The sequence below is a fragment of the uncultured Stenotrophomonas sp. genome, from assembly GCF_913778665.1.
GTDB lineage: Bacteria > Pseudomonadota > Gammaproteobacteria > Xanthomonadales > Xanthomonadaceae > Stenotrophomonas.
The window spans coordinates 306,529-329,804 of sequence record NZ_CAJYVQ010000004.1; the positions used below are offsets into that span (position 1 = coordinate 306,529).

Annotated in this window: 22 protein-coding genes; 8 read left to right on the forward strand and 14 right to left on the reverse strand. The window is 65.8% G+C overall.

The genetic code is table 11. The annotated features are described in order from the left end of the window. Nucleotides 1-36 precede the first annotated feature (36 nt). Nucleotides 37-2,799 (reverse strand): TonB-dependent receptor, encoded by a 2,763-nt coding sequence (locus tag QZ853_RS06160; RefSeq protein ID WP_295571385.1) that lies wholly within the window; start codon nucleotides 2,797-2,799, stop codon nucleotides 37-39. 286 nt (nucleotides 2,800-3,085) lie between these two features. Between QZ853_RS06160 and QZ853_RS06165 the strand changes: the two genes are divergently transcribed. The 4 genes from QZ853_RS06165 to QZ853_RS06180 all read left to right on the forward strand — a co-directional run bounded on the left by QZ853_RS06165 (nucleotide 3,086) and on the right by QZ853_RS06180 (nucleotide 6,375). Beyond that, on the forward strand, nucleotides 3,086-4,105 hold the full coding sequence (locus QZ853_RS06165) for a sugar kinase (protein WP_295571386.1): 1,020 nt from the start codon (nucleotides 3,086-3,088) through the stop codon (nucleotides 4,103-4,105). Next, the gene (eda, locus tag QZ853_RS06170) at nucleotides 4,092-4,730 is read left to right on the forward strand and encodes a bifunctional 4-hydroxy-2-oxoglutarate aldolase/2-dehydro-3-deoxy-phosphogluconate aldolase (RefSeq protein ID WP_295571388.1); all 639 of its coding nucleotides are present in this window, start codon (nucleotides 4,092-4,094) and stop codon (nucleotides 4,728-4,730) included. The genes QZ853_RS06165 and eda overlap by 14 nt, the downstream gene beginning before the upstream one ends. A gap of 95 nt (nucleotides 4,731-4,825) precedes the next feature. Further along, entirely contained in the window at nucleotides 4,826-5,854 is a 1,029-nt protein-coding gene (gene adhP / locus QZ853_RS06175) for an alcohol dehydrogenase AdhP (RefSeq protein ID WP_295571390.1), read from the forward strand. A gap of 128 nt (nucleotides 5,855-5,982) precedes the next feature. Beyond that, a complete protein-coding gene (locus QZ853_RS06180; protein ID WP_295571391.1) occupies nucleotides 5,983-6,375 on the forward strand; it encodes a hypothetical protein in 393 nt (130 codons plus the stop codon). A 75-nt stretch (nucleotides 6,376-6,450) separates the two neighbouring features. Here the strand turns inward: QZ853_RS06180 and ligD are convergent, their stop codons facing one another. The 3 genes from ligD to QZ853_RS06195 form a co-directional block, all read right to left on the reverse strand. After that, nucleotides 6,451-8,913 carry a DNA ligase D gene (gene ligD / locus QZ853_RS06185; RefSeq protein ID WP_295571392.1) on the reverse strand — a complete coding sequence of 821 codons (2,463 nt, stop codon included), beginning with the start codon at nucleotides 8,911-8,913 and terminating at the stop codon, nucleotides 6,451-6,453. Between the two features lie 3 nt (nucleotides 8,914-8,916). Beyond that, entirely contained in the window at nucleotides 8,917-9,822 is a 906-nt protein-coding gene (locus QZ853_RS06190) for a Ku protein (protein WP_295571394.1), read from the reverse strand. A gap of 136 nt (nucleotides 9,823-9,958) precedes the next feature. Further along, a complete protein-coding gene (locus QZ853_RS06195; RefSeq protein ID WP_295571395.1) occupies nucleotides 9,959-10,357 on the reverse strand; it encodes a hypothetical protein in 399 nt (132 codons plus the stop codon). 147 nt (nucleotides 10,358-10,504) lie between these two features. Here QZ853_RS06195 and QZ853_RS06200 point away from each other — a divergent pair, with 147 nt between their 5' ends. Then, entirely contained in the window at nucleotides 10,505-10,849 is a 345-nt protein-coding gene (locus QZ853_RS06200; protein WP_295571396.1) for a hypothetical protein, read from the forward strand. A gap of 42 nt (nucleotides 10,850-10,891) precedes the next feature. Here the strand turns inward: QZ853_RS06200 and QZ853_RS06205 are convergent, their stop codons facing one another. Continuing rightward, nucleotides 10,892-12,982: a TonB-dependent receptor gene (locus tag QZ853_RS06205; RefSeq protein ID WP_295571398.1), complete on the reverse strand. Its 2,091-nt coding sequence runs from the start codon at nucleotides 12,980-12,982 to the stop codon at nucleotides 10,892-10,894. Nucleotides 12,983-13,153: 171 nt separating this feature from the next. On the opposite strand from QZ853_RS06205, the gene QZ853_RS06210 reads away from it, so the two are divergent. From QZ853_RS06210 to QZ853_RS06220, 3 genes are all read left to right on the forward strand, one after another. After that, a complete protein-coding gene (locus tag QZ853_RS06210) occupies nucleotides 13,154-14,356 on the forward strand; it encodes an amino acid aminotransferase (protein WP_295571400.1) in 1,203 nt (400 codons plus the stop codon). Between the two features lie 341 nt (nucleotides 14,357-14,697). Next, on the forward strand, nucleotides 14,698-15,714 hold the full coding sequence (locus QZ853_RS06215) for a class 1 fructose-bisphosphatase (protein WP_295571402.1): 1,017 nt from the start codon (nucleotides 14,698-14,700) through the stop codon (nucleotides 15,712-15,714). 108 nt (nucleotides 15,715-15,822) lie between these two features. Further along, a complete protein-coding gene (locus tag QZ853_RS06220; protein ID WP_295571404.1) occupies nucleotides 15,823-16,530 on the forward strand; it encodes a 2OG-Fe(II) oxygenase in 708 nt (235 codons plus the stop codon). Between the two features lie 19 nt (nucleotides 16,531-16,549). Here the strand turns inward: QZ853_RS06220 and QZ853_RS06225 are convergent, their stop codons facing one another. From QZ853_RS06225 to QZ853_RS06265, 9 genes are all read right to left on the reverse strand, one after another. Then, nucleotides 16,550-16,732 (reverse strand): hypothetical protein, encoded by a 183-nt coding sequence (locus tag QZ853_RS06225; protein WP_239504005.1) that lies wholly within the window; start codon nucleotides 16,730-16,732, stop codon nucleotides 16,550-16,552. A 9-nt stretch (nucleotides 16,733-16,741) separates the two neighbouring features. Further along, on the reverse strand, nucleotides 16,742-17,680 hold the full coding sequence (locus QZ853_RS06230) for a hypothetical protein (protein WP_295571406.1): 939 nt from the start codon (nucleotides 17,678-17,680) through the stop codon (nucleotides 16,742-16,744). Nucleotides 17,681-17,701: 21 nt separating this feature from the next. Then, nucleotides 17,702-18,310 carry a hypothetical protein gene (locus QZ853_RS06235; protein WP_146268034.1) on the reverse strand — a complete coding sequence of 203 codons (609 nt, stop codon included), beginning with the start codon at nucleotides 18,308-18,310 and terminating at the stop codon, nucleotides 17,702-17,704. A 139-nt stretch (nucleotides 18,311-18,449) separates the two neighbouring features. After that, nucleotides 18,450-19,541, reverse strand: coding sequence for a PA0069 family radical SAM protein (locus tag QZ853_RS06240; protein ID WP_295571407.1), 1,092 nt, complete (start codon nucleotides 19,539-19,541; stop codon nucleotides 18,450-18,452). A gap of 145 nt (nucleotides 19,542-19,686) precedes the next feature. Continuing rightward, entirely contained in the window at nucleotides 19,687-20,430 is a 744-nt protein-coding gene (locus tag QZ853_RS06245) for a pyridoxine 5'-phosphate synthase (protein ID WP_295571408.1), read from the reverse strand. A 9-nt stretch (nucleotides 20,431-20,439) separates the two neighbouring features. Continuing rightward, entirely contained in the window at nucleotides 20,440-20,709 is a 270-nt protein-coding gene (locus QZ853_RS06250) for a hypothetical protein (RefSeq protein ID WP_286070454.1), read from the reverse strand. A 40-nt stretch (nucleotides 20,710-20,749) separates the two neighbouring features. Beyond that, the gene (gene cls, locus QZ853_RS06255) at nucleotides 20,750-22,210 is read right to left on the reverse strand and encodes a cardiolipin synthase (RefSeq protein WP_295571410.1); all 1,461 of its coding nucleotides are present in this window, start codon (nucleotides 22,208-22,210) and stop codon (nucleotides 20,750-20,752) included. Between the two features lie 166 nt (nucleotides 22,211-22,376). Further along, complete coding sequence (locus QZ853_RS06260) at nucleotides 22,377-22,790, reverse strand: biopolymer transporter ExbD (RefSeq protein WP_005411740.1); 414 nt, start codon at nucleotides 22,788-22,790, stop codon at nucleotides 22,377-22,379. Between the two features lie 3 nt (nucleotides 22,791-22,793). Beyond that, nucleotides 22,794-23,219: a biopolymer transporter ExbD gene (locus tag QZ853_RS06265; RefSeq protein WP_295571411.1), complete on the reverse strand. Its 426-nt coding sequence runs from the start codon at nucleotides 23,217-23,219 to the stop codon at nucleotides 22,794-22,796. Between the last annotated feature and the right edge of the window lie 57 nt (nucleotides 23,220-23,276).

A 23,276-nucleotide genomic window follows, 5' to 3' on the forward strand; every position in this document is an offset into this window, starting at 1 on the left:
ACGGCGGCGCGCATCAGCGCGCGCCGCCGGCGTTGCTCAGAACTTGTAACGTACACCCAGCAGGAACTGGCGCCCGGTTTCGGTGTACTGCAGCGGCAGGCGGCCGGTGGCGGGTGAATACACCCACTCGTCGGATGCCTCGTTGGTCAGGTTGATGCCTTCCAGGCTCAGTTCCAGCTGGTCGCTGATCCTGTAGCGGATGGATGCATCAATCACCGTGGTACCGGTCATGCCGTGGTAGCCCTCCAGGTTGAAGCCGGTTTCCTGCCCCGGCACCTGGGTGAGGTAGTCATCGCGGTTGGTGGCGGACACGCGACCGGAGAAGGTTTCGCCTTCGTAGAACAGGGTCGCATTCCAGGACGTCTTGGACAGGCCCAGCAGATCGTTCTTCATCACCGGCTGGCCGGCGGAGTTGATGTACTGGATCTTCGATTCCACCCAGGTGTAGTTCAGCTGCACGCCCAGGTTCGACCACTTGCCGGGCAGGAAGCTGAAGGGCTGCGTGTAGTTTGCTTCCGCACCGTACAGCTCACCGCCGGGCGTGTTGACCGGCCGGGTGAAGGTGAAATCGTCGGTGGGCGAGGCGCCGGTGCCGATCAGCAGCTCGGCGGGCAGGCCACTGTCGGTGAACGGGCGGTTCTCGCGCAGGGTCTGCACCGAGGTCTCGATGTCCTTGTAGAACAAGCCCAGGCCGGCCATCGCACCTTCGGCGAAGTACCACTCAAAGCCCAGGTCGACATTGCTGGCGCGGGTCGGGTCCAGATTGGGATTGCCGCTGGAGATGGTGCGTGCACCGCCGGCCACCGCTACCGTGGCGCCGGGGGTCAGGCTGCCCAGTCCCGGGCGCGTCATCACCTTGGCTGCGCCCAGGCGGATCAGGAAATCGGGCGTGACTTCGGCCACCAGGTTGAACGAGGGCAGCGTGTCGTCGTAGGTGCGGGTGGCGGTGGTTGAGGCAGTACCACTGGCGAGCGTCGACAGTCCGGTGGACGACTGCTTGGTACGCACGTAGCGAACGCCGAAGTTGCCCGACAGCGGCAGCGAGCCGATCTCGGTGCTGAACTCGCCCATCAGGTACGCGCCGCGATCCTTCTCTTCCACGCTGCGCACGTTGTTGGCTCGTGGTGCCACGGCGTAGATGCCACTGTTGCTGTAGATGTCGAACTGGTCGGCGATCGCATCCAGGTTGGGCACCACCCAGTTGGACGGGCTGCCGTTGATGCCGTTCAGGCCGGCTGGGCTGGTCATGTCCACCGGCACGATCCTGCTGCCGTTGGCGAAGGTGGGCACGGCCAGTTCGCTGGCACGGCGCAGCTCGGTGGTCTTGAACGTGTAGTCCTTGGCCAGCACTCCGCCCTTCAAGCGGAAGCCCGGGCTGATGTTCCAGTTGAAGTCGATCTGGCCAGTGTCGAAGTCGTTGTCCACGTACTGCGGACGCAGGCGGATTTCCGCCAGTTCCCAACCGTTGGGATCAGTCGGATCGATGCCATAGTTGAGGATCGGGAAGCGGCTGTTGCCCCGGTAATCGTAGCTGTAACCCTTGACGTCGTACTTGTCCATGATGACGGTGGTCTGCACCGGGTTCTCGTGCCTGGAGCGCGAGATGCCGAGCTTGCCGGACAGGGTGAAGTCATCGCCGAAACGGTGTTGGCCGTTCAGGCTGATCTGCTTGAACGCAGTACTCCACTCGTCGTGCCGGTTCTCTGTGCGGATGTCGACGTTGTCGAATTCGCCATAGACCAGCGCACCGTTGCGGATTTCACCGTTCCTGACAATGGTCGACGGCTTGCCATCGCGTTCGGGCCGGCGCGGAACGCTGGTGTCGCGGTTGCGGCTGAAGGAAATCGCTTCGATGTAGCGCTCGTCGCGGGTGGCATCGATCTTCGAATACAGCATATCCAGCGAGACCTCGGTGGCACTGCTGGGCTTCCACTGCAGCGAGCCGGTCACACCCAGGCGCTTCTGCTCGTGTTCCATCTGCACATAACGCGGGAAACGCGGGTGGTAGACATCAGCGCTGCGCGCGGCGGTGAAGGGCGATGCCGCGCTGAAGCCACCGTTGCTGGGGCCGTTGGCCCAGCGTCCGGTGTTGGAGCCTTCTTCAAGCACCTGGCGCTCGGAGTAGGCCACCGACAACAGGGCACCGAAGGTGCCATCAGCGAAGGTATTGGAGATCAACGCTGCCAGCCGCGGGTCGGCTTTCTCGGACATCTGGTTGTAGCCGGCCTGGCCGCTGGCGGCGAAGGTGAAGCCGTCATAGTCGAACGGACGCGCCGTGCGCAGGTCGACCGTGGCGCCCAGCGAGCCTTCTTCCACATCGGCCGAAGCGGTCTTGCGCACCAGCAGCTGCGAGAACAGGTCCGACGCGAACACGTTGAAGTCGAAGCCGCGGCCACGATTGGTGCCGCCGCTCTGGTCACCGGCACCGACGGTGGTCAGCGCCTCCATGCCGTTGATGCGAACACGCGTGAAGTCCGGGCCGAGGCCGCGTACCGAGATGTTGCGACCCTCACCGGCCTCGCGGGTGATCACCACGCCGGGGATGCGCTGCAGCGATTCGGCCAGGTTCAGGTCCGGGAACTTGCCGATGTCCTCGGCCACGATGGCGTCGACCACGCCGGCTTCGCCGCGCTTGATGTCCAACGCCTTCTCGACACTGGCGCGATAGCCAGTGACGTTGACCGTGTCCAGGTCGGTGGCGGTCTGTTGTTGCGCGGTCGCATTCGCCGACAGGGCCAGTGCTACGCCCATCGCCAGCAAGGTAACCGGTGTCTTTTTTCCATGGATCCGAGATTGCATGCCTTTCCCCTCTCCCAAAGGTCTGGTATCGCGCTGTGCAGCGGAATGACACCGCTAGTCAAATCCGACGTTAACAGCACCACGGGAATCGGGCATCTTGCAGCGCAACAGATCTGTAATGTCTCCAAGAGGCTTGCGGGACAATGCTTTCGACATGATGACCAAGCACGTGCAAGGCAAACTCGGTCTAGAATGACACCGATAGTCAATTGCCACGCCCCCCTCGCGTGGTCCACTTACATGCCATGCAGTGTCCCATGCTGGTGGCGCGCGTGAAGGAGCTGATATGGGTCGTATTGTCTGTTTCGGTGAGCTGTTGCTGCGCTTGGGCGCGCCCGGCCACGAGCTGCTGCTGCAATCGCCACAGCTGCAGGTCCACGTGGGTGGCGCCGAGGCGAACGTAGGTGTCTCGCTGTCCCGGCTGGGACATCACGTGGCGATGGTGGGCGCGGTGGCGGGCAATCCGTTGGGTGCCCATGCGCTGGGCGAACTGCGCCGGCACGGCGTGGATACCCGTCATGTGCGCGAGGTACCGGACGCACGCATGGGGCTGTACTTCCTCACCACCGGCGCGGTCCAGCGTCCCAGCGAAGTGGTCTATGACCGCGCCGATTCGGCGTTCGCGCGCAGCACCGCGGCTGACTATGACTGGCCCGCGCTGCTGCAGGGCGCACAGTGGCTGCACCTGTCCGGTGTCAGCCCGGCACTGGGACCGGAGGTGGCGGCCGCCACGCTGGCGGCGGCATGCGCGGCCCGCCAGGCCGGTGTCCGCGTCTCCTTCGATGGCAATTTCCGGCCCAGCCTCTGGCAGCGCTGGGGGGGAGATGCCCAGGCCGTGCTGTGCGAACTGTTCGCGCAGGCCGACATCGTGTTCGCCGACTACCGCGACATGGAAGTGGTGCTGGGCACGCGCTTCACGCAGCCGGAGGTCATGGCGCGGATCGACGCAGCTGCAGCAGCCGCGTTCAGCGCCTTTCCGCAGCTGCAGTGGATGGCATGCACGCAGCGGCAGGTGCTGAGCGTGGACCACCATGCGATCGGTGCGTTGTTGCTGGGCCGTGATGGCACCCGTGCGCAGGCCCCGCCGCGTCATCTGCAGGGCATCATCGATCGCATCGGCGGTGGTGACGCCTTCGCGGCCGGCATCCTGCATGGCATGCTGTCTGGCCTTGATGCCGACGCCAGCGTGCGTTTCGGCCTGGCCGCCGGGGCGTTGAAGCACTCCATTCCCGGCGATTTCAATCCTGTCAGCGAAGCTGGCGTGCTGGCCCTGATGGGCGAGGAGCGATTTGATGTCCGCCGCTGATCCGCGCCTGCGCGCGCTCTTGAAGCTGGCACCGGTGATCCCGGTGTACACCCCCGAAGATGTGGATGAAGCGGTCCACGTGGCCGAGGCGCTGTTCCGCGGCGGCCTGCCGGTGATCGAAGTGACCCTGCGCACGCCGCGGGCACTGGATGCGATCACGGCCATGGTTGAAGCGGTGCCCGACGCGGTGATCGGTGCCGGCACCGTGCTCACCCCAGCGCAGATGCAGGCGGCAAAGCTGGCAGGCGCGCGTTTCGCGGTGTCTCCCGGTGCAACGTCGACGCTGTATGCCGCCGCGCGCGATGCCGACCTGCCATACCTGCCCGGTGCCGCGACCGCCTCGGACCTGATCCTGGGCCTGGAACATGGCAAGGACACCTTCAAGTTCTTCCCGGCGGTGCAGGCCGGCGGTGCGGCGCTGCTGGCGGCCTGGCACGGCCCGTTCGCCGACGTGCGCTTCTGCCCGACCGGTGGCATCAGCGCACAGACCGCGCCGCAGTTCCTTCACCTTCCCAACGTGCTGTGCGTGGGCGGTTCGTGGCTGACCACGGCGCCGCTGCTGCAGACCCGCGACTGGGACGCCATCGAACGCCTGGCGCGAGAGGCTGCCGTACTGGCCAGCTGAACCGTAGCGTCGATCTTCCATAGTTTGATCGTGATCAAAGCGCCGGCCTCGAGCCGGCGTCATTCTGTGGGCAAGCGCACTACGGAGATCCGAGCATGCATTCCACCATGAAGGCCGCCGTCGTACGCGAGTTCGGCAAGCCACTGGTCATCGAGGAAGTCGCGGTACCGCGCCCGGGGGCGGGCGAGATACTGGTCAAGATCGAGGCCTGTGGTGTCTGCCACACCGACCTGCACGCCGCCGAGGGCGACTGGCCGGTGAAACCGAACCCGCCATTCATCCCCGGCCACGAGGGCGTGGGGCACGTCGTGGCCGTGGGAGGCGGGGTAGGGCACGTCAAGGAAGGCGACAGGGTCGGCATCCCCTGGTTGTACTCGGCGTGTGGCCATTGCGAACACTGCCTGGGCGGCTGGGAAACGCTGTGCGAAACGCAGCGCAACACCGGCTACTCGGTCAACGGCGGCTTCGCCGAGTACGCACTGGCCGATGCCAACTATGTCGGCCTGCTTCCGAAGGAAGTGGGCTTCATCGAGATCGCGCCAGTGCTGTGTGCCGGCGTGACTGTGTACAAGGGATTGAAGGTCACTGATACCAAGCCCGGTGACTGGGTGGCGATCTCCGGCATCGGCGGCCTGGGCCACATGGCGGTGCAGTACGCGCGCGCGATGGGCCTGAACGTGGCTGCCGTGGACGTGGACGACAGCAAGCTGGCGCTGGCGCGGCAGCTCGGTGCGCAGGTCACCGTCAACGCGCGCACCACCGATCCGGCCGCGTTCCTGAAGAAGGAAATCGGTGGCGCGCACGGCGCCCTGGTTACAGCGGTTTCGCCGAAGGCATTCGAGCAGGCGCTGGGCATGGTCCGGCGTGGCGGCACCGTGTCGCTCAACGGCCTGCCGCCGGGCAATTTCCCGTTGGACATCTTCGGCATGGTGCTCAATGGCATCACCGTGCGCGGCTCGATCGTCGGCACCCGGCTGGACCTGCAGGAGTCGTTGCAGTTCGCCGCCGAGGGCAAGGTCGCGGCCACGGTCAGCACCGACCGCCTGGAGAACATCAACGAGGTGTTCGCACGCATGCACGCGGGCACCATTGAAGGCCGCGTGGTGCTCGACTTCGCCGCCTGACCGCTTGTGCATGGCCGCCGTCGCTCCGTCCCCCTCTCCCACGGACGCGGCGGCCATGCCGATCCATCGGTAGTGCCGGCCGCAGGCCGGCAAACCCCAGGCACGTCGCGCAGCCGTACAATGCGCGCATGCCCGGCCTGCTCAAGACCCTGTTCCTGTCCATCGTCGCCCTGATCGGCGGCGTGCTGTCGCTTGCGCTGGTCAGCAGCGTCGCCAGCTGGCTGCCGCCGCTGGCGGGCCTGTCGCCGGACAACAACAGCGTGCAGCTGGGGTGGGACCTGGCCTTCAGCGTGCTCGGTGGCGTCGCCGGCATTTCCTTCGCCACCTACTACGCGCCCTGCTGGCCGCGCTCGCATGGTTTTTCGATCTGGTCGCTGATCGCGCTGGGCTGCGGTTATGCGGTGTGGACCACGGGCGCGGATTTCCCGCTCTGGTTCGTCATTTCGCTGCTGGCATCACTGCCGTTGCAGCTGCTGATCAGCTGGTGGTTCGGCCGCCGAGCCTCGCGCGACGCAAGGTAACGCCGCTCCTGTAGCGCCGAGCCCCTGCTCGGCTGCCTGTGTCGATGTGCATGCAAGCCGAGCATGGGCTCGGCGCTACAGGTCCATGCGCGGCAGCGTCTGCTTCAAGCGCTCGATGCCATGCCACGGGTTTCCCTTCAGCCGCTGCGCCCGCGCCAGTGCCTTGGCCATCGGAAACGCGTCAGCCGCGCTGACGCGTGCCAGTTCTTCCCAGCGCAGCGGCACTGCCACACCGGCCGAATCGCGCGCGCGTAGCGACCACGAGCACACGCTGGTGGCGCCGCGGGTGTTGCGCAGCCAGTCGATGAAGATCACGCCATCACGCTTGGCCTTGCTCATCGTCGCCACATAGCGGTCCGGTTGTTCCTGCGCCATTGCCTGGGCAAAGGCCTCGCAGAACGCCTTGGCCTGTTCCCAATCGGCCTTCGGCTGCAGCGGCACCACCACGTGCAGTCCCTTGCCACCGGACAACCGCACGAAGCTTTCCAGTCCCACCTGCTGCAGGCGATCACGCACATCGCGAGCGCCCTTTTTTACCTGTGCCCAGCTGACGCCTTCACCAGGATCGAGATCGAACACCAGGCGATCCGGATGCTCGGGGTCGGCCACGGTGGCTCCCCACGGATGCAGCTCCAGGGTGTTCATCTGTACCAGTTGCAGCAGGCCCTGCGCATCCTCGATGTAGACATAGTCCTCGCGGCCGCTCTTCTGCTGCAGGGGCACCGCATGTACCGCATGGCCCAGGCCAGGGCCATGGTGCTTCTGGAAGAAGCAGGCCTTGCCCACGCCGTCCGGGCAGCGCAGCAGTGAGAGCGGACGTCCGGCAATCTCGGGCAGGATCCAGCGTGCCATCTGCCGGTAGTAGTCCGCCACGTCTCCCTTGCTGAGCTTCTGCTTTGGAAACACCACCCGCTCCGGATGCGTGATCTGGACCTCGCTCGCGCTTTCTGGCTTCGATGCAACCACGTCCAGATCCTCCTTCTGCTTGTCGCTGCGCAGCCGCTTGAAGCTGGCCTGGCGCAGCAGGCCTTCCTTGCCCCAGCCACGGAAGGCAACTTCGGCCACCACCACCGGTTTGACCCAGCGAACGCTGGCGGCGCGGAACGGCACGTGGGCCGGCAGTTCCACTACCGGCGCCTTCACCGCCAATGACGCCAGCGCGGTGCTCAGTGCCTTCAAGCCTTCATCATCAAAGCCGGTGCCCACCCGGCCCACGTAGCGCAGGCCGCCGGGAACAGGCGTGGCCAGCAGCAACGAGCCGAAGCCGACCCGGCTGCCTTTGGGCGCGGTGTGGCCAACGATGACGAACTCGTCGCTGTCTTCGTGCTTCACCTTCACCCAACTGTGCGCGCGGGTGTTCACGTAGGGCGCATCGACCTGCTTGCTGACGATGCCTTCATAGCCGGCGTCGCCGCTGGCGGCAAACACCGCCGGCCCGTGGTCCAGCACGTGATCGCTGAAGGCCAGCGTACCCGGCGACGGACCGATCAGGTCCTTCAGCAGGGCTTTGCGCTGGACCAGCGGTGTGCGGCTGATGTCCACGCCGGCCACCCCGGGCAGGTCGAACACGATGTAGCGCAGCGGCTGTTTCGAGCTGCCATCAATGACCCGCTGTAGAGCGGTGAAGTCACTGCGCCCCTGTGCATCCAGCACCACCAGTTCGCCATCCAGTCGTGCGTCGCGCACTGGCAGCGCGCGCACGGCCTCGGCGACTTCAGGGAAGTCGCGGGTCCAGTCCAGGCCGTTGCGGGAGCGCAGCTTCACCTCGCCCTCGTGCAGGTCGGCCAGCAGCCGATAGCCATCCCACTTGATCTCATGCAGCCACCCGTCGCCGTCAGGTGCGGCGCCGCGATGATGGGTCAGTTGCGGCTTGAAGCCGCGAGGATAGGGATGGTCACGTGCACCCGCCAGTTTCAGCGCGCGCGCATGCCAGCGCGCATCCGCCTTGCGCGGGCCGGACCGTGCGGCCTTTTTCGCCGGCGTTCGCCCCGTGCTGCGTACCTGCATGGCTCCCTCCGCCAGATCGTCCGCTTCTGCGTCACGTGCCTCGGCGTCGTCGCGCTTGATCAGCAGCCATTGCACCTGCCGCCCCTTCATCGCCGTGCGCACCAGCTTCCAGCCCCCGCGGAGCCGCTGCCCGTGCAGGACGAAATCGATCTTGCCCTCGGCCAGCGCCTGCAGCGGGTCGCCCTCGCAGGCCCAGCTGCCATGGTCAAACACCTGCACGTGTCCGGCGCCGTAGTGGCCTTCAGGAATATCGCCTTCGAACGCGGCGTAGGACAGCGGATGGTCTTCCACTTCCACCGCCAGCCGCTTCTCACCCACGCGCAGCGAGGGGCCTTTGGGCACCGCCCAGCTCTTCAGCACACCGTCCATCTCGAGCCGGAAGTCGTAGTGGCGCGAGCTGGCATGGTGCAGCTGGATGACGAAGGTCGGCCGTCGCTTCGGGTCACCGGGGGCGGGAGTGTCGTCGGGCTCCGGCGTCTGCCCCGCGCCACCGCCGAGGCGGCGTTTGCGACGGTACTGGTGCAGCGACATGGTTCAACCTGCCTTGCGCCGGGTGGTTTTCTTCACGGCCTTTTTGGCGGTCTTCTTCCCAGCCTTCTTCGCCGGTGCCTTGCGCGCTGCCGCCTTCTTCGCCGGCGTGCGCTTGTTCGCATCCAGGCTCTTCTGCAGCAGCGCCATGAAATCGACCACATTGGTACTGGCGTCCTCGCGCGGTGCCGGCTCATCGTCCACCCGCGTGGTGCCGCCCTTGGACTTGATGCGCTTGTTCAACACCTGCTGCAGGCGCTCGCGGAACTCATCGTGGTAGTGCGACGGGTCCCACTCACCGGACATCGACTCGATCAACTGTTCGGCCATCGCCGTTTCCTTGCTGGTGATGCGGTAGTCGGACAGCTTGCCGGTGGGCAGCTTGTAGTCCTCGGGATCCACCAGTTCCTGCGGATAGCGCAGGATCATCAACACCAGCGCGTCCTCATGCGGCATCACCGCGCACAGGTATTCGCGCGTGCGCACCACCACCCGCGCGATGCCCACCTTGCCGGTGCTGCGCAGCGTCTCGCGCAGCAGCACGTAGCCCTTTTCGGCCTTCTTGCCAGGCACCAGCAGATACGGCTTCTCGTAATAGCGCGGGTCGATCTGCGCCGCGTCCACGAACGATTCCACTTCCACCGCCTCGTGGCTTTCCGGTGCCGCCGAACGAATGTCGCCTTCCTCCAGCACGACATAGCTGCCCTTGTCGTACTCGTAGGCCTTGACGATGTCCTTCCAGGGCACTTCCTCGCCGGTATCGGCGTTGACCCGTTCGAAGCGGATCGGTTTGCGATCGCGGGAGTCGAGCATGCGGAACTGCAGATCGACTTTGCGCTCACCGGACATCAGTGACACCGGCACATTGAGCAGTCCGAACGACAGCGTGCCGGTCCAGATCGGGCGGGCCATGGTCGCACCTTTGATGAGGCAGGGTGCCCAGCGTGGGCCGAAGCGCGTCAACCACCTGTGTCGATGCCGTGCAGGTCAGGTCGCGCCCGCCAGGCTGTAGCGCCGAGCCCACGCTCGGCTGCTCACCTGCACTTTGCTACTGCAGCAGCGGCCTCACCGCCGCCGCCGGGATGTGGTCCAGCGCGCGCCAGGCATCTTCCACTACCGGACGCGCCTGCGACCAGCCCAGCCTTGACTGTCCGCGCATCTGTTCCCAATGCTCGGCCAGTTCCTCGCAGGTATCGGCGGCATCGCCTCGCGGCCAGTCGGCGGCGTGGGTGGTCAGCGCAAAGGCATAGACCGGGCACAGATCACGCCAGTTGCGGTGGCCTGACCCTCGACGCTCCTCGTAATCGCTGAGCATGTACTGCAGGTAGTCCTGCGCCACCGCCTGCGGGTCCTCATGGCGACGCGTGCGGCGTTGCGCGGTGCGCTGGCCAAGCGGATCGAGCAGGGCGTTGAACACGGACGGTGCGGGTCGTTCAAGACGGGGCATGGCCGGCTCCTGCAGCGGGGGCGGGTGGGCAGGAATACGCGCGGTGCCGTTACCGGGGGGTGAGCGAGATGTTCATGACGCCAGGTTCGCGGCGGCTTTACCTTGCTGGCGGTGTAGTGGGGCCCCCCGAGCGCAGGTAGCCAGACCATGAGCCGAGACACCTCCCGAGACCCGCTGCGGGAAAACCACCCGCCCATTCCCGGCGAACAGCGCAGCAAGCGCGATGCCGACAACGCCGACTACCGCGGCACCGGTGCGCCGTTCTTCGATGCCGCGCAGGGCGACGAACACCTGCCGGTGAAGCACCAGGCTGAACAGGCGGCCCAGGACCGCAAGGACGGGGGCGATCGCCATCGCGGCGGCCAGGAAAGCCCGCTCAAGCGTCGCGAACGCAAGCAACGCGCCAGTGACAACCAGGACGAGGCGTTGGAGGAGACCTTCCCGGCCAGCGACCCGACCTCGCCGTTCGTGCCAGCCAAGGCCCCCGATTGACGGTGGCGGCGGACCATGCCCGGCGAGCGCGGCGGTCCCGCGCTAGCGCCACGACCACTGCACACCCACGCTGGCCCGTCGCCCCGGCCCGGGCTCGTAGTAGCGCCCATTGCCATCGTTGACGATCACCGAGCCGATATAAGCCTGGTCCAGCAGGTTCTCCAGCCGCGCGAAGGCACGCAGCTCTCCACCGGGCAGGGTCCAGCGGCGCCCAGCTTCCAGATGCAGCAGGGCGTAGCCCGGCGCGCGCTCGGTGGCCAGATCGTTGACCACGGTATCGCTGCTGGCCGTGGCCTCCAGCGCCCATTGCCAGTCGTCCGGGCTCCACTGCAGGCGTGCGAACGCCTGTTGGCGCGGCACGCCCGGCAGGCGGCTGCCTGCGGCGACCGTGTTGTTCGAGGTCAGGTAGGGCGAGCGCACCTGCGCCTGCAGCCAGGTCCAGGCCAGTTGCAGTTCCAGCTGCTCGGCCAGTGGCTGGCGATACTGCAGTTCCACGCCTTGGCGGCGGGTGCGGCCAATATTTCGGTAGGTGCTGCGTCCGCCGGTATTGCTGGCAACGGCCAGCTCATCGTCGGTATCTGCACGGAACAGGCTGATATCGAGCTGGGTTCCGTCCTGCGCATGCCATTTGCTGCCGACCTCCATGCTGCGGCTGCGGGCAGCGGCCAGATCCAGTGCCAGCCCGGCCTGGCCGTCGGCGCGATAGCCCAGCTCGTTGAAGGTGGGGGTCTCGAAACCACGTCCCACCGCAGCGTGCAGCCGCCACTGCGGGCTTGCCTCGAAGCTGATCCCGGCCACCGGCGTGGTGGCCTGGTAACGGCGGCGGCCGCTGTCGTCGGGGTTGCGACCGGTGATGTAGCGGTCGTCCGATTCGAAGCGCACGCTGCTGTGGCGCACGCCCGCCAGCAGTGACCAGCGCGGGCTCCACTGCCACCACGCCTGGGCGAACTGATCGACGTTCTGCACGGTGTCGATCTGGTCTCTGCGCAGGCGACCACGTACGCCCAGCGTGCTGCCGATGAAGTTCTCGTAGCCGGTCCGATGCTGGCGCTGGCGGTCGGCGCTGAGCCCGGCCACCACGTCCAGCGGACGCCCGGCCAGATCGCCGTGCCAGCCCCAGCGCGCGTCCAGGCCGCCGTAGCCGGCGTCCAGATCGATCACGCCGCCGGCATGCAGGGGGTTGGCCTGGGCAGTCGGTGGAATCGGCAGGTACTGGCTCACCGCGCGCTGGCCGGCGTAGCCCATCAGCTGCCAGCGCTGCGCCGCGTTCTCGCGGGTCCAGCGCAGGCCGGCCTGCTGCTGGCGCACCGATTTGCGTGTGTTGTACTGGTGCGCCACTGCCGTGGCCTGGCGTGGGTCGGCTGCCACCTGCGCACGGGTCAGGCCCAGCGGGTCCTGCGCATCCGGTGCATCAAGCGCATTGAGCAGCAGCTCCAGCCGACCACCGCCCAGCTCACCGCCGATGCGCGCGTTGAGCGATTCGCGGCGCGCACGGCTGTGGTCGCGCCAGCCATCGGTACGGAAGTGGTTGGCGGCGATGTTGTAGTCCAGCCCTTGGCCGGCACCCTTCAATTGCGCGCCGACACTGAGCGTGTTGTCGGCACCGGCATTCACGCGCAACCGCCAGGGGTCGCCGGCCTGGCCCTGCGCGCTCCATACCTGCAGCACGCCGCCGGAGGAGTTGCCATACAGCGCAGAGAACGGCCCGCGCAGTACCTCGATGCGCTCGGCACCCAGCAGGCTGGCGTGCGACAGCTGGCCCTGGCCGTCGGGCATGGTGGCCGGTACGCCGTCGATCAGCACCCGCACCCCGCGCACCCCGAAGGTCGAGCGCGCGCCGAAGCCGCGGATCGACAACTGGGTGTCCTGGGCGAAGTTCTGCCGGTCGCGCGCCAGCAGGCCCGGCACCCCGGCCAGCGCCTCGGACAGCTGCACCCCGGCCCCGGGCCGGCTGGCATCGATCCAGACCGTGTCCAGGCTGGCGGGCAAGGCGAACGGGTCGATGCCGGGCACGCGTGCGGCCTGCACCTGCACGGCGGGCAGGGCAGTCGGCGTGGGCTCGGCCAGCGCCGCCCAGGGCGACAACAGCAGGGCAACAAGCGGCAGGCGATGGCGTCGTGCAGCAGGATTCATGATTCAGGTTGATGGATCGGGCGGCAACGCACGCCATGGTACGGGGCCGCGGATGACGATGGCGGCGGCCAGCCCCGGCAGGCTTTGTTACGATGGGCTGTTTCCGGCCGAAAAGCCGCAAGCCGCGTGGCGCAATTCCTCCCCCTTTCCGTCTACCGAACGAGTACCGCCGTGTCCTTCTTTGCAAACGTGGAACTGGTCCCAGGCGACCCGATCCTGGGCCTGACCGAGGCGTACAACGCCGACAGCCGCCCGACCAAGGTCAACCTGGGTGTGGGCATCTACTACGACGAGAGCGGCCGCATTCCGCTGCTGCGCGCCGTCAAGCAGATCGAGCAGCAGCTCGCCGCTGAAGCCAAACCGCGCGGCTACCTGCCGATCGATGGCCTGCCGGCGTACACGCAGGCGACGCGTGAGCTGGTGTTCGGCAAGGACTCGCCGCTGCTGGCCGCCGGCCGCGTCACCACCGCACAGACCGTCGGTGGCAGCGGTGCGCTGCGCGTCGGCGCCGACGTGCTGAAGAAGCTGCTGCCGCACGCCACCGTCGCGCTGAGCAACCCGAGCTGGGAAAACCACCGCGCGGTGTTCAGCGCCGCCGGTTTCGACGTGGTGGAGTACACCTATTTCGACCCGACCACCCATGGCGTCAACTTCGACGCCCTGCTGGCCGACCTGGGCAAGCTGGAAGCCGGCACCGTGGTGCTGCTGCACGCCTGCTGCCACAACCCCACCGGTGCTGACCTCACGGTCACCCAGTGGAAGCAGGTCGCCCAGCTGCTGAAGGACCGCCAGCTGTTCCCCTTCATCGACATGGCCTATCAGGGCTTCGACAAGGGCATCGAGCAGGACGGCGCCGCGGTGCGCATCATCGCCGAAGCCGGCATCGACAGCTTCATCGTCGCCAACTCGTACTCCAAGTCGTTCTCGCTGTACGGCGAGCGCGTGGGTGCGCTGTCGATGGTGGCGCCGACCGCCGCTGACGCCAAGGCCGTGCAGTCGCAGGTCAAGCGCGTGATCCGCACCATCTACTCCAGTCCGTCCACCCACGGTGCTGCGCTGGTGGCCGGCGTGCTGACCAACCCGGAACTGCGCGCGATGTGGGAGCAGGAGCTGACCGGGATGCGCGAGCGCATCCACGCCCTGCGCCAGGGCCTGGTCGAGAAACTGGCCGCGGCCGGTGCGCCGCAGTTCGGTTTCATCAACGAACAGGCCGGCATGTTCTCCTACTCCGGCCTGAGCCGTGAGCAGGTCGAACGCCTGCGCGACGAGTTCGGCATCTACGCCGTCGGCACCGGCCGCATCTGCGTGGCCGCGCTGAACCAGAACAACCTGGAATACGTCGCCAAGGCCGTGGCCACCGTCGCCAAGGGCTGAAGCAAGGCTGCACGGGTTTGAGAGCAAAGGCGCCGGAAGGCGCCTTTGTTTTTTTGCTCCTGCTTTGCCTTTGCCACACCCTCCGCGCTCGCCGCGAACCCTGAAGCGCAGGGCGAGGTACACCGTGGCCAGGACCGTGAGGCGCATGGATGCGCCGACCGAGCCCCCATGGATGGGTTTACGGCGTGTCCTGGCCACGGTGTACCTCGCCCTGTGCCTCCATGAAGGAAGGCGCCACGAGCGCAACGCATCTGGAAACGATTACGCCTTCCCGCGCTCACGCACGGCCCCAGCATACGGGCGACAATAGGCGTTTTCCCGCTGCCGAGACCTGCCCGACCATGTCCCGTACTTCGTTGACCCGCTTCCTGATCCAGGAACAGCACGCCGGCCGCATCAATGCCGACCTGCGCCAGCTGATCGCGGTCGTCGCCCGCGCCTGCACCAGCATCTCCATCGCCGTCAGCAAGGGCGCCCTCGGTGGCGTGCTCGGCGACGCCGGTACCGGCAACGTGCAGGGCGAAGCGCAGAAGAAGCTGGATGTGATCAGCAACGAGATCCTGCTCGAAGCCAACGCCTGGGGTGGCCATCTCGCCGCCTGCGCCTCGGAGGAAATGGACCACAGCCAGCCGGTGCCGGACATCTACCCGCGCGGTGATTTCCTGCTGCTGTTCGATCCCCTCGATGGCAGCTCCAACATCGACGTCAACGTCTCCGTCGGCACCATCTTCTCGGTGCTGCGCTGCCCGACCAACGTCGAGCTGCCGGGCGATGACGCCTTCCTGCAGCCGGGCAGCAAGCAGATCGCCGCCGGCTACTGCATCTACGGGCCCAGCACCCAGCTGGTGCTGACCGTTGGCCATGGCACCCACGCCTTCACCCTGGACCGCGAGAAGGGTGAGTTCGTGCTGACCACCGAGAACATGCAGATCCCGGCGGCCACCCAGGAATTCGCCATCAACATGTCCAACCAGCGCCACTGGGAAGCCCCGATGCAGGCGTACGTCGGCGATCTGCTGGCCGGCAGGGAAGGCGCGCGCGGCAAGAACTTCAACATGCGCTGGATCGCCAGCATGGTCGCCGACGTGCATCGCATCCTGACCCGCGGCGGCATCTTCATCTACCCGTGGGACAAGAAGGATCCGTCCAAGGCCGGCAAGCTGCGCCTGATGTACGAAGCCAACCCGATGGGCCTGCTGGTCGAGCAGGCCGGCGGCGCCGCCTGGACCGGCCGCGAGCGCATCCTCGACATCCAGCCCGACCAGCTGCACCAGCGCGTGCCGGTGTTCCTCGGCTCGCGCGAGGAAGTGGCCGAAGCCGTGCGCTACCACCACGCGCACGACGAAACGCAGGGCTGATGGGCGGTTGCCTGACGGCGGTCATGGCAGATCGATGACATGACCGTGGGGTGACACCGAGGGCGGCAAACGGCACCATCAAACCGTTGCCGCCTAAGGAATGCACGCATGCACGAGCAGGGCCCGGTCGATTTCATCGAAGTCATCCACAACGCCGTCCCCAGCGAGGTCTGCGCGGCCATCGTTGAACGCCTGCGCGCCACGCGTGGCCTGCAGCCCGGTGCCGTGGGCAGTGGCGTGTTCCCGGAACTCAAGCACAGCAAGGATCTGCGCATCAGTGGCCTGGACGGCTGGCAGGATGTCGACCAGCAGCTGCAGATCGCGGTGTTCAACGGCCTGCTGACTTATCTACGCCGTTATCCACAGGCGTTGATTGCGCCGCTGATGTTGCAGATCCAGGACAGCAACGGCCAACCGCGACGCCTGTCTGCCGAGGACTTTCCCGACATGCCGCAGCAGCAGCTGGCCGACCTGGCCCGCACCTGCCTGCGCCCGGGCGCCATCAACCTGCAGTGGTATGCGGCGGGCGAGGGCGGTTACCCGTACTGGCACTGCGAGCTGTACCCGAAGGACGCACAGGCCGAGACCCTGCATCGGCACGTGCTGTGGACGCTGTACCTCAACGACGAGTTCGAAGAGGGGGAAACCGAGTTCCTGTTCCAGGAGCGGAAGATCGCACCACGCACCGGTAGCCTGCTGATCGCGCCGACCGCGTTCACCCACACTCATCGTGGCAACCGGCCACAGGGCGGCGACAAGTTCATCGCCACCAGCTGGATCCTGTTCCAGAGTGCGCAGAAGTTGTTTGGGGGGTAAAGGTCGAGCGTGCTCGACGCTATCGAGGGCGGCGGCGATAGAGAATCCCGCCCGCCACAGCGCCGAACACCGCCACACCGAAGCCAACGAGCTCTTCTTCTCCAAGCGCGTCGCCCGACATCAGCTTGCCGGCCGTCAGCAGCAGAACGTTCAATGGGAGCATCCACAAGAACGCGATGCCAAGCCAGTAGATGATCTTCATTTCATGCGCTCATTGATCCGGATACATCGACTTGAACCAGTAGGCGGATCTGTTCCTCATCCATGTGCTGAATTCTGTCGTCTCCAGTTCCCGCAGCTGGCGCATGTCTATTCCATAGCGTTGGAACAGCGCAATAAGCTCCCTCATACCGTCCTCATCCACAGCCGACGGATCAACAGAGACGTTGATCGTTCTGAGAAAGCCCTCAACAGACACCACGCCCGATGTATTACTCAACCTGGAGAAGAATGCATCCTCGTCCAGTCGTGAGTAGAACCTCAGGGAATCAATTTCTATTTTCAGCATAGCCAGTCGTTGCGGAAGTGGTTGCGTGCAGGCTGTTCCATTCGGCTCTCCGGCGGGTCCAAAGGATCGCCAGAGATTGCCGTCGCCGCCTTGCCAGGCACTGAGCTTCTCGACCGGGATTTCCTTGAGTTGACAGGTGAACTGGAGATGGAAAGAACGGGCTTCTTTCCGATAGCTGTTCCATCCAACGGCCGTCACTTTGACTTCGATCCGACTATCGCCCTTGTGCGGCTGGTGTAGTTCGACATCCGCCGAATCGGACAGCCAGTAGTCTCCCTTGTGCGCGAGGCCTGCGCCGCCACTGGTCAACCGCGCATCCACTACCTCCGGCATTCCTTCGGACGAAGGCGTGTATCCCTTCAGGCTGCCGGTGATCTTGGTGAACTGCTGGGAATCGATCACGCCCGGCGACTCCGAGAAGAGGCGCAGCAGAAGGAGCGTGTCAGTGCCCTTGCGCACTAACTGACCTGTGTTTGCCGTCCACAGATGTTGCTCGAACTCATCCAGGCCGGCAGGCATATCAGTGGCAGTCGATGCCTGCGGAACGGCGACGCATTCGTGAATGGCGCGGGCCTGTACCTGCAGGGTCACAAGGGTTAGAAGGAGAGCGCTGGCCGGAAGGCAACACAGGCGTTTCATCATGTGGACACCGCTGATTCGAATTCAGTCACGCGAGCGATTGGCAGGATGTGCCTGATCAAAAGGGGATGCGTCGGAGTCATGTGCTCCCGTCCATGCATCGAGGCCCTGCATCTGCAGGGGCGAGGCTTTCAGGCGCTCTGATAGCTGGATCGGTGCATCACATTGATCTCGCCATTGCAGTGGGCTTGCGGAGCGGAGCGTTGCATCGACCTGGAGCTCGATGCCGGAATCTCCGGCGGAAACAACGATAATCTGCCCTGCGATCGGCACTGCGTAGCAGCCCGTCTTTCCGGCAAATGCGCTGGATCCACTGCTATGAAACAGCCAAACGCGATCGTCGGAGACAGCGAACCGGTCACCTGCTTTCGCGTCAGCGGGGAGCTGGATCGTGAGCTTGCTGAAAGTGGAACGGTCGCGCCACCACGACGAACGGAATCGTCTCAGCCCGATCACACGGCTGTTGCCGGCAACGATCTGGTGACAGGCAAAGAGCCGCTGGCGCGGCTCGACCGTAAGGCAGCTGGGGTCGCGCATGGCAGCGTCTTCAACCACAAACGCACGGGCAGCCTCTGCATCGGCACCACAGACAAACAGAAACGCGCCACAGCTGAAAGCAGATAGCCACTTCATGGGCGAACTGATTCATCGTCAAGCGAACGGAATTGCACCGTCGCTGATCGTAGGTCATCCATCTGCATCCTTCCCTGGCTTGCAGGCCATCCGGCCAAGCGCAGATTGTTGCCGGTAAGTCAGGCAGCGGTCCAGCGTTCTAGAACAGACTTCCCTGCGGTGATTCGCTGCGCGGCGGCAACGGCTTCAGGAACCGGCTGCAATCCAGCTTCGGCCAATGGCTGTTCTGCGCATTGAAGCCGAGACGCTTTCGCGCCAGCTTGAAGCGGTTGTTCAACAGATCGGCATACACGCCCTGGCCACGCATGCGCGTGCCGAACTGGCTGTCGTAGTCCTTGCCGCCGCGCAACTGCTGGATGGTACTCATCACATGCGCGGCGCGATCGGGATGATGGGTGTCCAGCCAGTCGCGGAACAGCGGTGCTACTTCAAGCGGCAGGCGCAGCAGCACGTAGCCTGCTGTACTGGCGCCGGCGTCATGTGCGGCCTCCAGCACGGCCTCCAGTTCGCTGTCGTTGATCCAAGGAATCACCGGCGCCACCATCACGCCAACCGGAATGCCAGCCCCATGCAGGCGCTTCATCGCGCGCAGTCGTGCATGCGGCGCCGACGCGCGTGGTTCCAGCTTCGCGGAAAGATGCGGGTCCAGCGAGGTCACCGAGACGTGCACGCTGACCAGGTTCTCCGCCGCCAGCGGTGCGAGCAGATCGATATCGCGCTCGACCAGCGCATTCTTGGTGATCAACGAGAACGGATGCTTGGTCTCCAGCATCACTTCGATCAGCTGGCGGGTCAGCTTGAACTTACGTTCGATCGGCTGATACGCATCGGTGTTGATGCCCAGCGCGATCGGCTGCGGCACGTAGCCCGGCTTCGACAGCTCCTTGCGCAGCAGTTGCGGCGCATTGGTCTTGGCGAACAGCTTGGTTTCGAAATCCAGGCCCGGCGACAGATTCAGATAGGCGTGCGAGGGACGCGCGAAGCAGTAGGAGCAGCCGTGCTCGCAACCGCGGTAGGGATTCACCGATTGACTGAAGCCGACGTCGGGCGAGTTGTTGCGGGTGATGATGCTGCGTGCGGTCTCGGCGCGCACTTCGGTGCGCAGGCGTGGGGCGAGAAACTCCTCGCTCTCGTCCATCGCCCAGCCGTCGTCCACCGCCTCGCTGACGGTGCTTTCAAAGCGCCCGGCAAGGTGGGACGTGGAACCTCGGCCCTTGATCGCGATACCCATGCCCGCAGGGTACGCCGCGCCTGTCTCAATGACTGCGACGGTCGCCTGAAGGATTCAGGGCGGTGCTGAGCCGAGCATGGGCTCGGCTCTACAGTTCATGCAGAGACCTTGTAGAGCCGAGCCTACGCTCGGCTGCATCCATCGGTCACAGCAGCGCCAGGTAGCCCCGCACCGTGGCATCCAGCCCGTCATACAGCGCCTCGCCGATCAGCGCGTGGCCGATCGACACTTCCAGCACGTCCGGCACGTTCGCCAGGAAGTCGCGCAGGTTGTCCTGCGACAGGTCGTGGCCGGCGTTGACGCCCAGCCCCACCGCCTGCGCGCGGCGTGCGGCGGTGGCGAACAGCGCCAGCATCGCCTCGGCATCACCGGCGGCGTGCGCTTCGGCATAGGGGCCGGTATACAGCTCGATGCGGTCGGCACCGACTTCAGCTGCCTGCTCCAGTAGCGGGTTGCCGGCGTCGACGAACAGGCTGACGCGGCAGCCCAACGCTTTCAGTTCGGCCACCAGCGGGCGCAGGCGCTCGCCGTCACGTTCGAAGTCGAAGCCATGGTCCGACGTGATCTGCCCATCGCCATCCGGCACCAGGGTGGCCTGCGCCGGGCGGGTCTGCGCGCATAGCGGCAGCAGCCCTGGGTAGCCCGCGCGCGGCGGCGCGAACGGGTTGCCTTCGATGTTGAACTCGACGCCGCGCGCGCCGGTCAGCGTGGACAGGGCCAGCACGTCCTCGGCGGTGATGTGGCGGCGGTCCGGCCGCGGGTGCACGGTGATGCCATGCGCGCCGGCGTCCAGGCAGGCCTGGGCGGCACGCAGCACGTCCGGTTCGGCACCGCCGCGCGAATTGCGCAGGACGGCGATCTTGTTGACGTTGACGCTGAGCTGGGTCATGGAACGGAACTACTGGGAAAGAGGGGACGGATCATGCTCGTCGGGGTCGGCGCTGCGACGTGCCTGGGCCTGCTCGCGCAGGCGGCGCAGTTCCTCGGCGTCCACCAGGGTGGCAGGATCGCGCTGAAGGTCGCCGAAGCGCGCGACGTAGCGGCCCCGCACCCAGGCCAGCAGCAGGGCCAGGGCGGCCAGCAGGCACAGGGTCATCAGCCCGGGGCTGGGCGTCTTCAGGGCGAAGGCAAAGCAGCCCAGCGCCAGCAGCAGGTACAACCAGTACATAGTCGGGCTCCCCGGGTAATCGCCGCAGTGTAGCGCTGCGTTACAGCAGCGGCGAGGCCAGCCGGGCAAAGGCCTCGGGCAGGCGGTGCAGCCACAGCGAACGGCCGGCCTGGTCGTGGACCCGGGTCGCCCGCTCGAACTCGCCCTGCAGCAGCTCGGCCAGCTCGGCAACGCGGTCACGGTCGCTGATCATCATCGACAGCTCGAAGTTCAGGCGGAAGCTGCGATGGTCGAAGTTGGCGCTGCCGACGATGCAGACCTCGTCATCGGCGATGAAGGCCTTGGTATGCAGCATGCGGGGGCCATACTCGTAGATCTTCACGCCGGCATGCAGCAGCTCGTCGAAGTAGGAGCGTGCGGCCTGGGTGACGAACCAGGAGTCGCTCATCTTCGGTACCAGCAGGCGGACGTCCAGTCCGCCCAGCGCGGCTGAGGTCAGTGCCATCCGCGCCGCTTCGCCGGGCACGAAGTAGGGCGTCACCAGCCAGACCCGTTCGTGGGCCTCCTGGATCGCCGCCACGTGCAGCCGATGGATGGTTTCCCAGCCGGAGTCTGGCCCGGAGACCAGCACCTGGGCGTTGATCGGGCCATGGGCGCGCAACGGCATCTCGGCGGGCCAGAGGCGGGCGATGTCCATCTGCGAAGGATCCTGGCCGCTGGCGTAGAGCCAGTCTTCGGCGAACACCAGCTGCAGGCTGCGCACCACGTGGCCGCGGATCCGCATGTGCAGGTCGCGGTAGGCGTCGGGCCGGCGGCTTTCGTCCTCCTCGTCGGTGATGTTGATACCACCGGTAAAGGCCAGGCGACCATCGATGATCACCAGCTTGCGGTGGGTACGCAGATTCAGCCACGGGCGCTTGAAGGGCTTCAGCAGTTGCCGCGGATGGAACCAGATGGCCTCGCCGCCGGCGTCCAGCAACGGTTGCAGGAAGCGGCGGGGCAGGGCGGAGGATCCCACGGCATCCAGCAGCAGGCGCACCTGCACGCCCGCACGGGCGCGTTCGACCAGGGCATCGCGCAGCGCGGTGCCGGCGTGGTCCGGATTGAAGATGTAGTACTCCAGGTGCACGTGATCACGTGCCTGCGCGATCGCGTCAAGCAGCGCCGCGTAGGTGGCGGCTCCATCCACCAGCCAGGTCACTTCGGTGGCGCTGCTCGGCGCCAGGCCGGTGGTGGCCTGGGCGATCTTGGCCAGTTCGGTGCAATCAGCATCGGGCGGGCAGACGTCGCTGTAGTGCTCCATGCCCGAACGCGCACGGCCACGGCGCAAGCGCTGCCGCTTCACCTTCTGCGGGCCAAGCAGGTAGTAGATGAACAAGCCGAGATAGGGCAGCAGCGCCAGCGACAGGATCCAGCTCAGCGTGGCCACCGGTTCGCGCTTCTGCAGCATGATCCAGCCTGCCAGCGCGAACAGATACAGCAGGTAGGCCGCCGCCAGGATCGTGCCGAGATGAGCGATGCCGTCGAGCCAGTGGCGCAGGGAGTCGAAGAGGGCGAGCATCCGCCGATCATAGCGGGCGCGTGCAGCCGGAGGGGGGACCGATCGCTTGTCGGCCGGAAAAGGAATCTGCCCAACATTAGCGGCGCGATGAGCGCACAAAAAAAGACGCCCCTGTTTCCAGGGGCGCCTGCAGTCGCGTCATGACTGTTGTGTTGCGGTGTAGCGATTACTGCTGCACAAAACCGATCTTCTTCATCTGAGCGTTCTTGGCGGCGGCCAGAACCTTGGCCATCACGTCGTACTCGGAATCCGGGCTGGCGTCGATGCGCAGTTCGGGCTGGTTGGTCGGGTCACGCTGGACCTCCTGCTCCATCCGCTGCTGCAGCTCGCTGGTATTGATCGGGCTGTTGTTCCACGAGACCTGGTTGCTGGCGTCGATCTTCAACTCGATCGGCGGCGGCGGTTCGACCAGCTGCGGCGGTGGGTTGAGCACACGCTGCGGCAGGTCCACGGCGATCGGGTACGTCATGATCGGCGCGGTCACGATGAAGATGATCAGCAGGACCAGCATCACGTCCACGAGGGGCGTGACGTTGATGTCTGCCATAGGGCCCTTGCCACCACCACTACTGAATGCCATGGCTTATTGCCCCTTTTCTTTGGTCGCGACGAAGCCGACGTCCAGCATGCCCTGCTCCTGCGCGACCTTGGTCAGGTCGTTGATGACGCGCATCTTGGTGGTGCGGTCACCACGCAGGTTCAGCGGCGGCTGCGGGGTCTGCTGGGCGGCGGTCGCCAAGCGCGACTCGAGAGTCTGCTTGTTGATTTCTTCGTCGTTCCAGTAGATCGAGCCGTCTTCCTTGACTGCCAGGGTGATCGGCCCGGAACGCTTTTCAGCGTCTTCCGGCTTCTGCACCAGATTGGCTTCCGGCAGATCCACCTTGACCTTGTGGGACATCAGGGGCGCCGTGATGATGAAGATGATCAGCAGCACCAGCATCACGTCCACGAGGGGCGTAACGTTGATGTCGGCCATGGGGCCGCCGCTGTTACCACTACTGAAAGCCATAACGGGCTCCGTCTAGATCGTGTTGACTACGTTCTCGCTGGGTACAGCGCGTCGCAA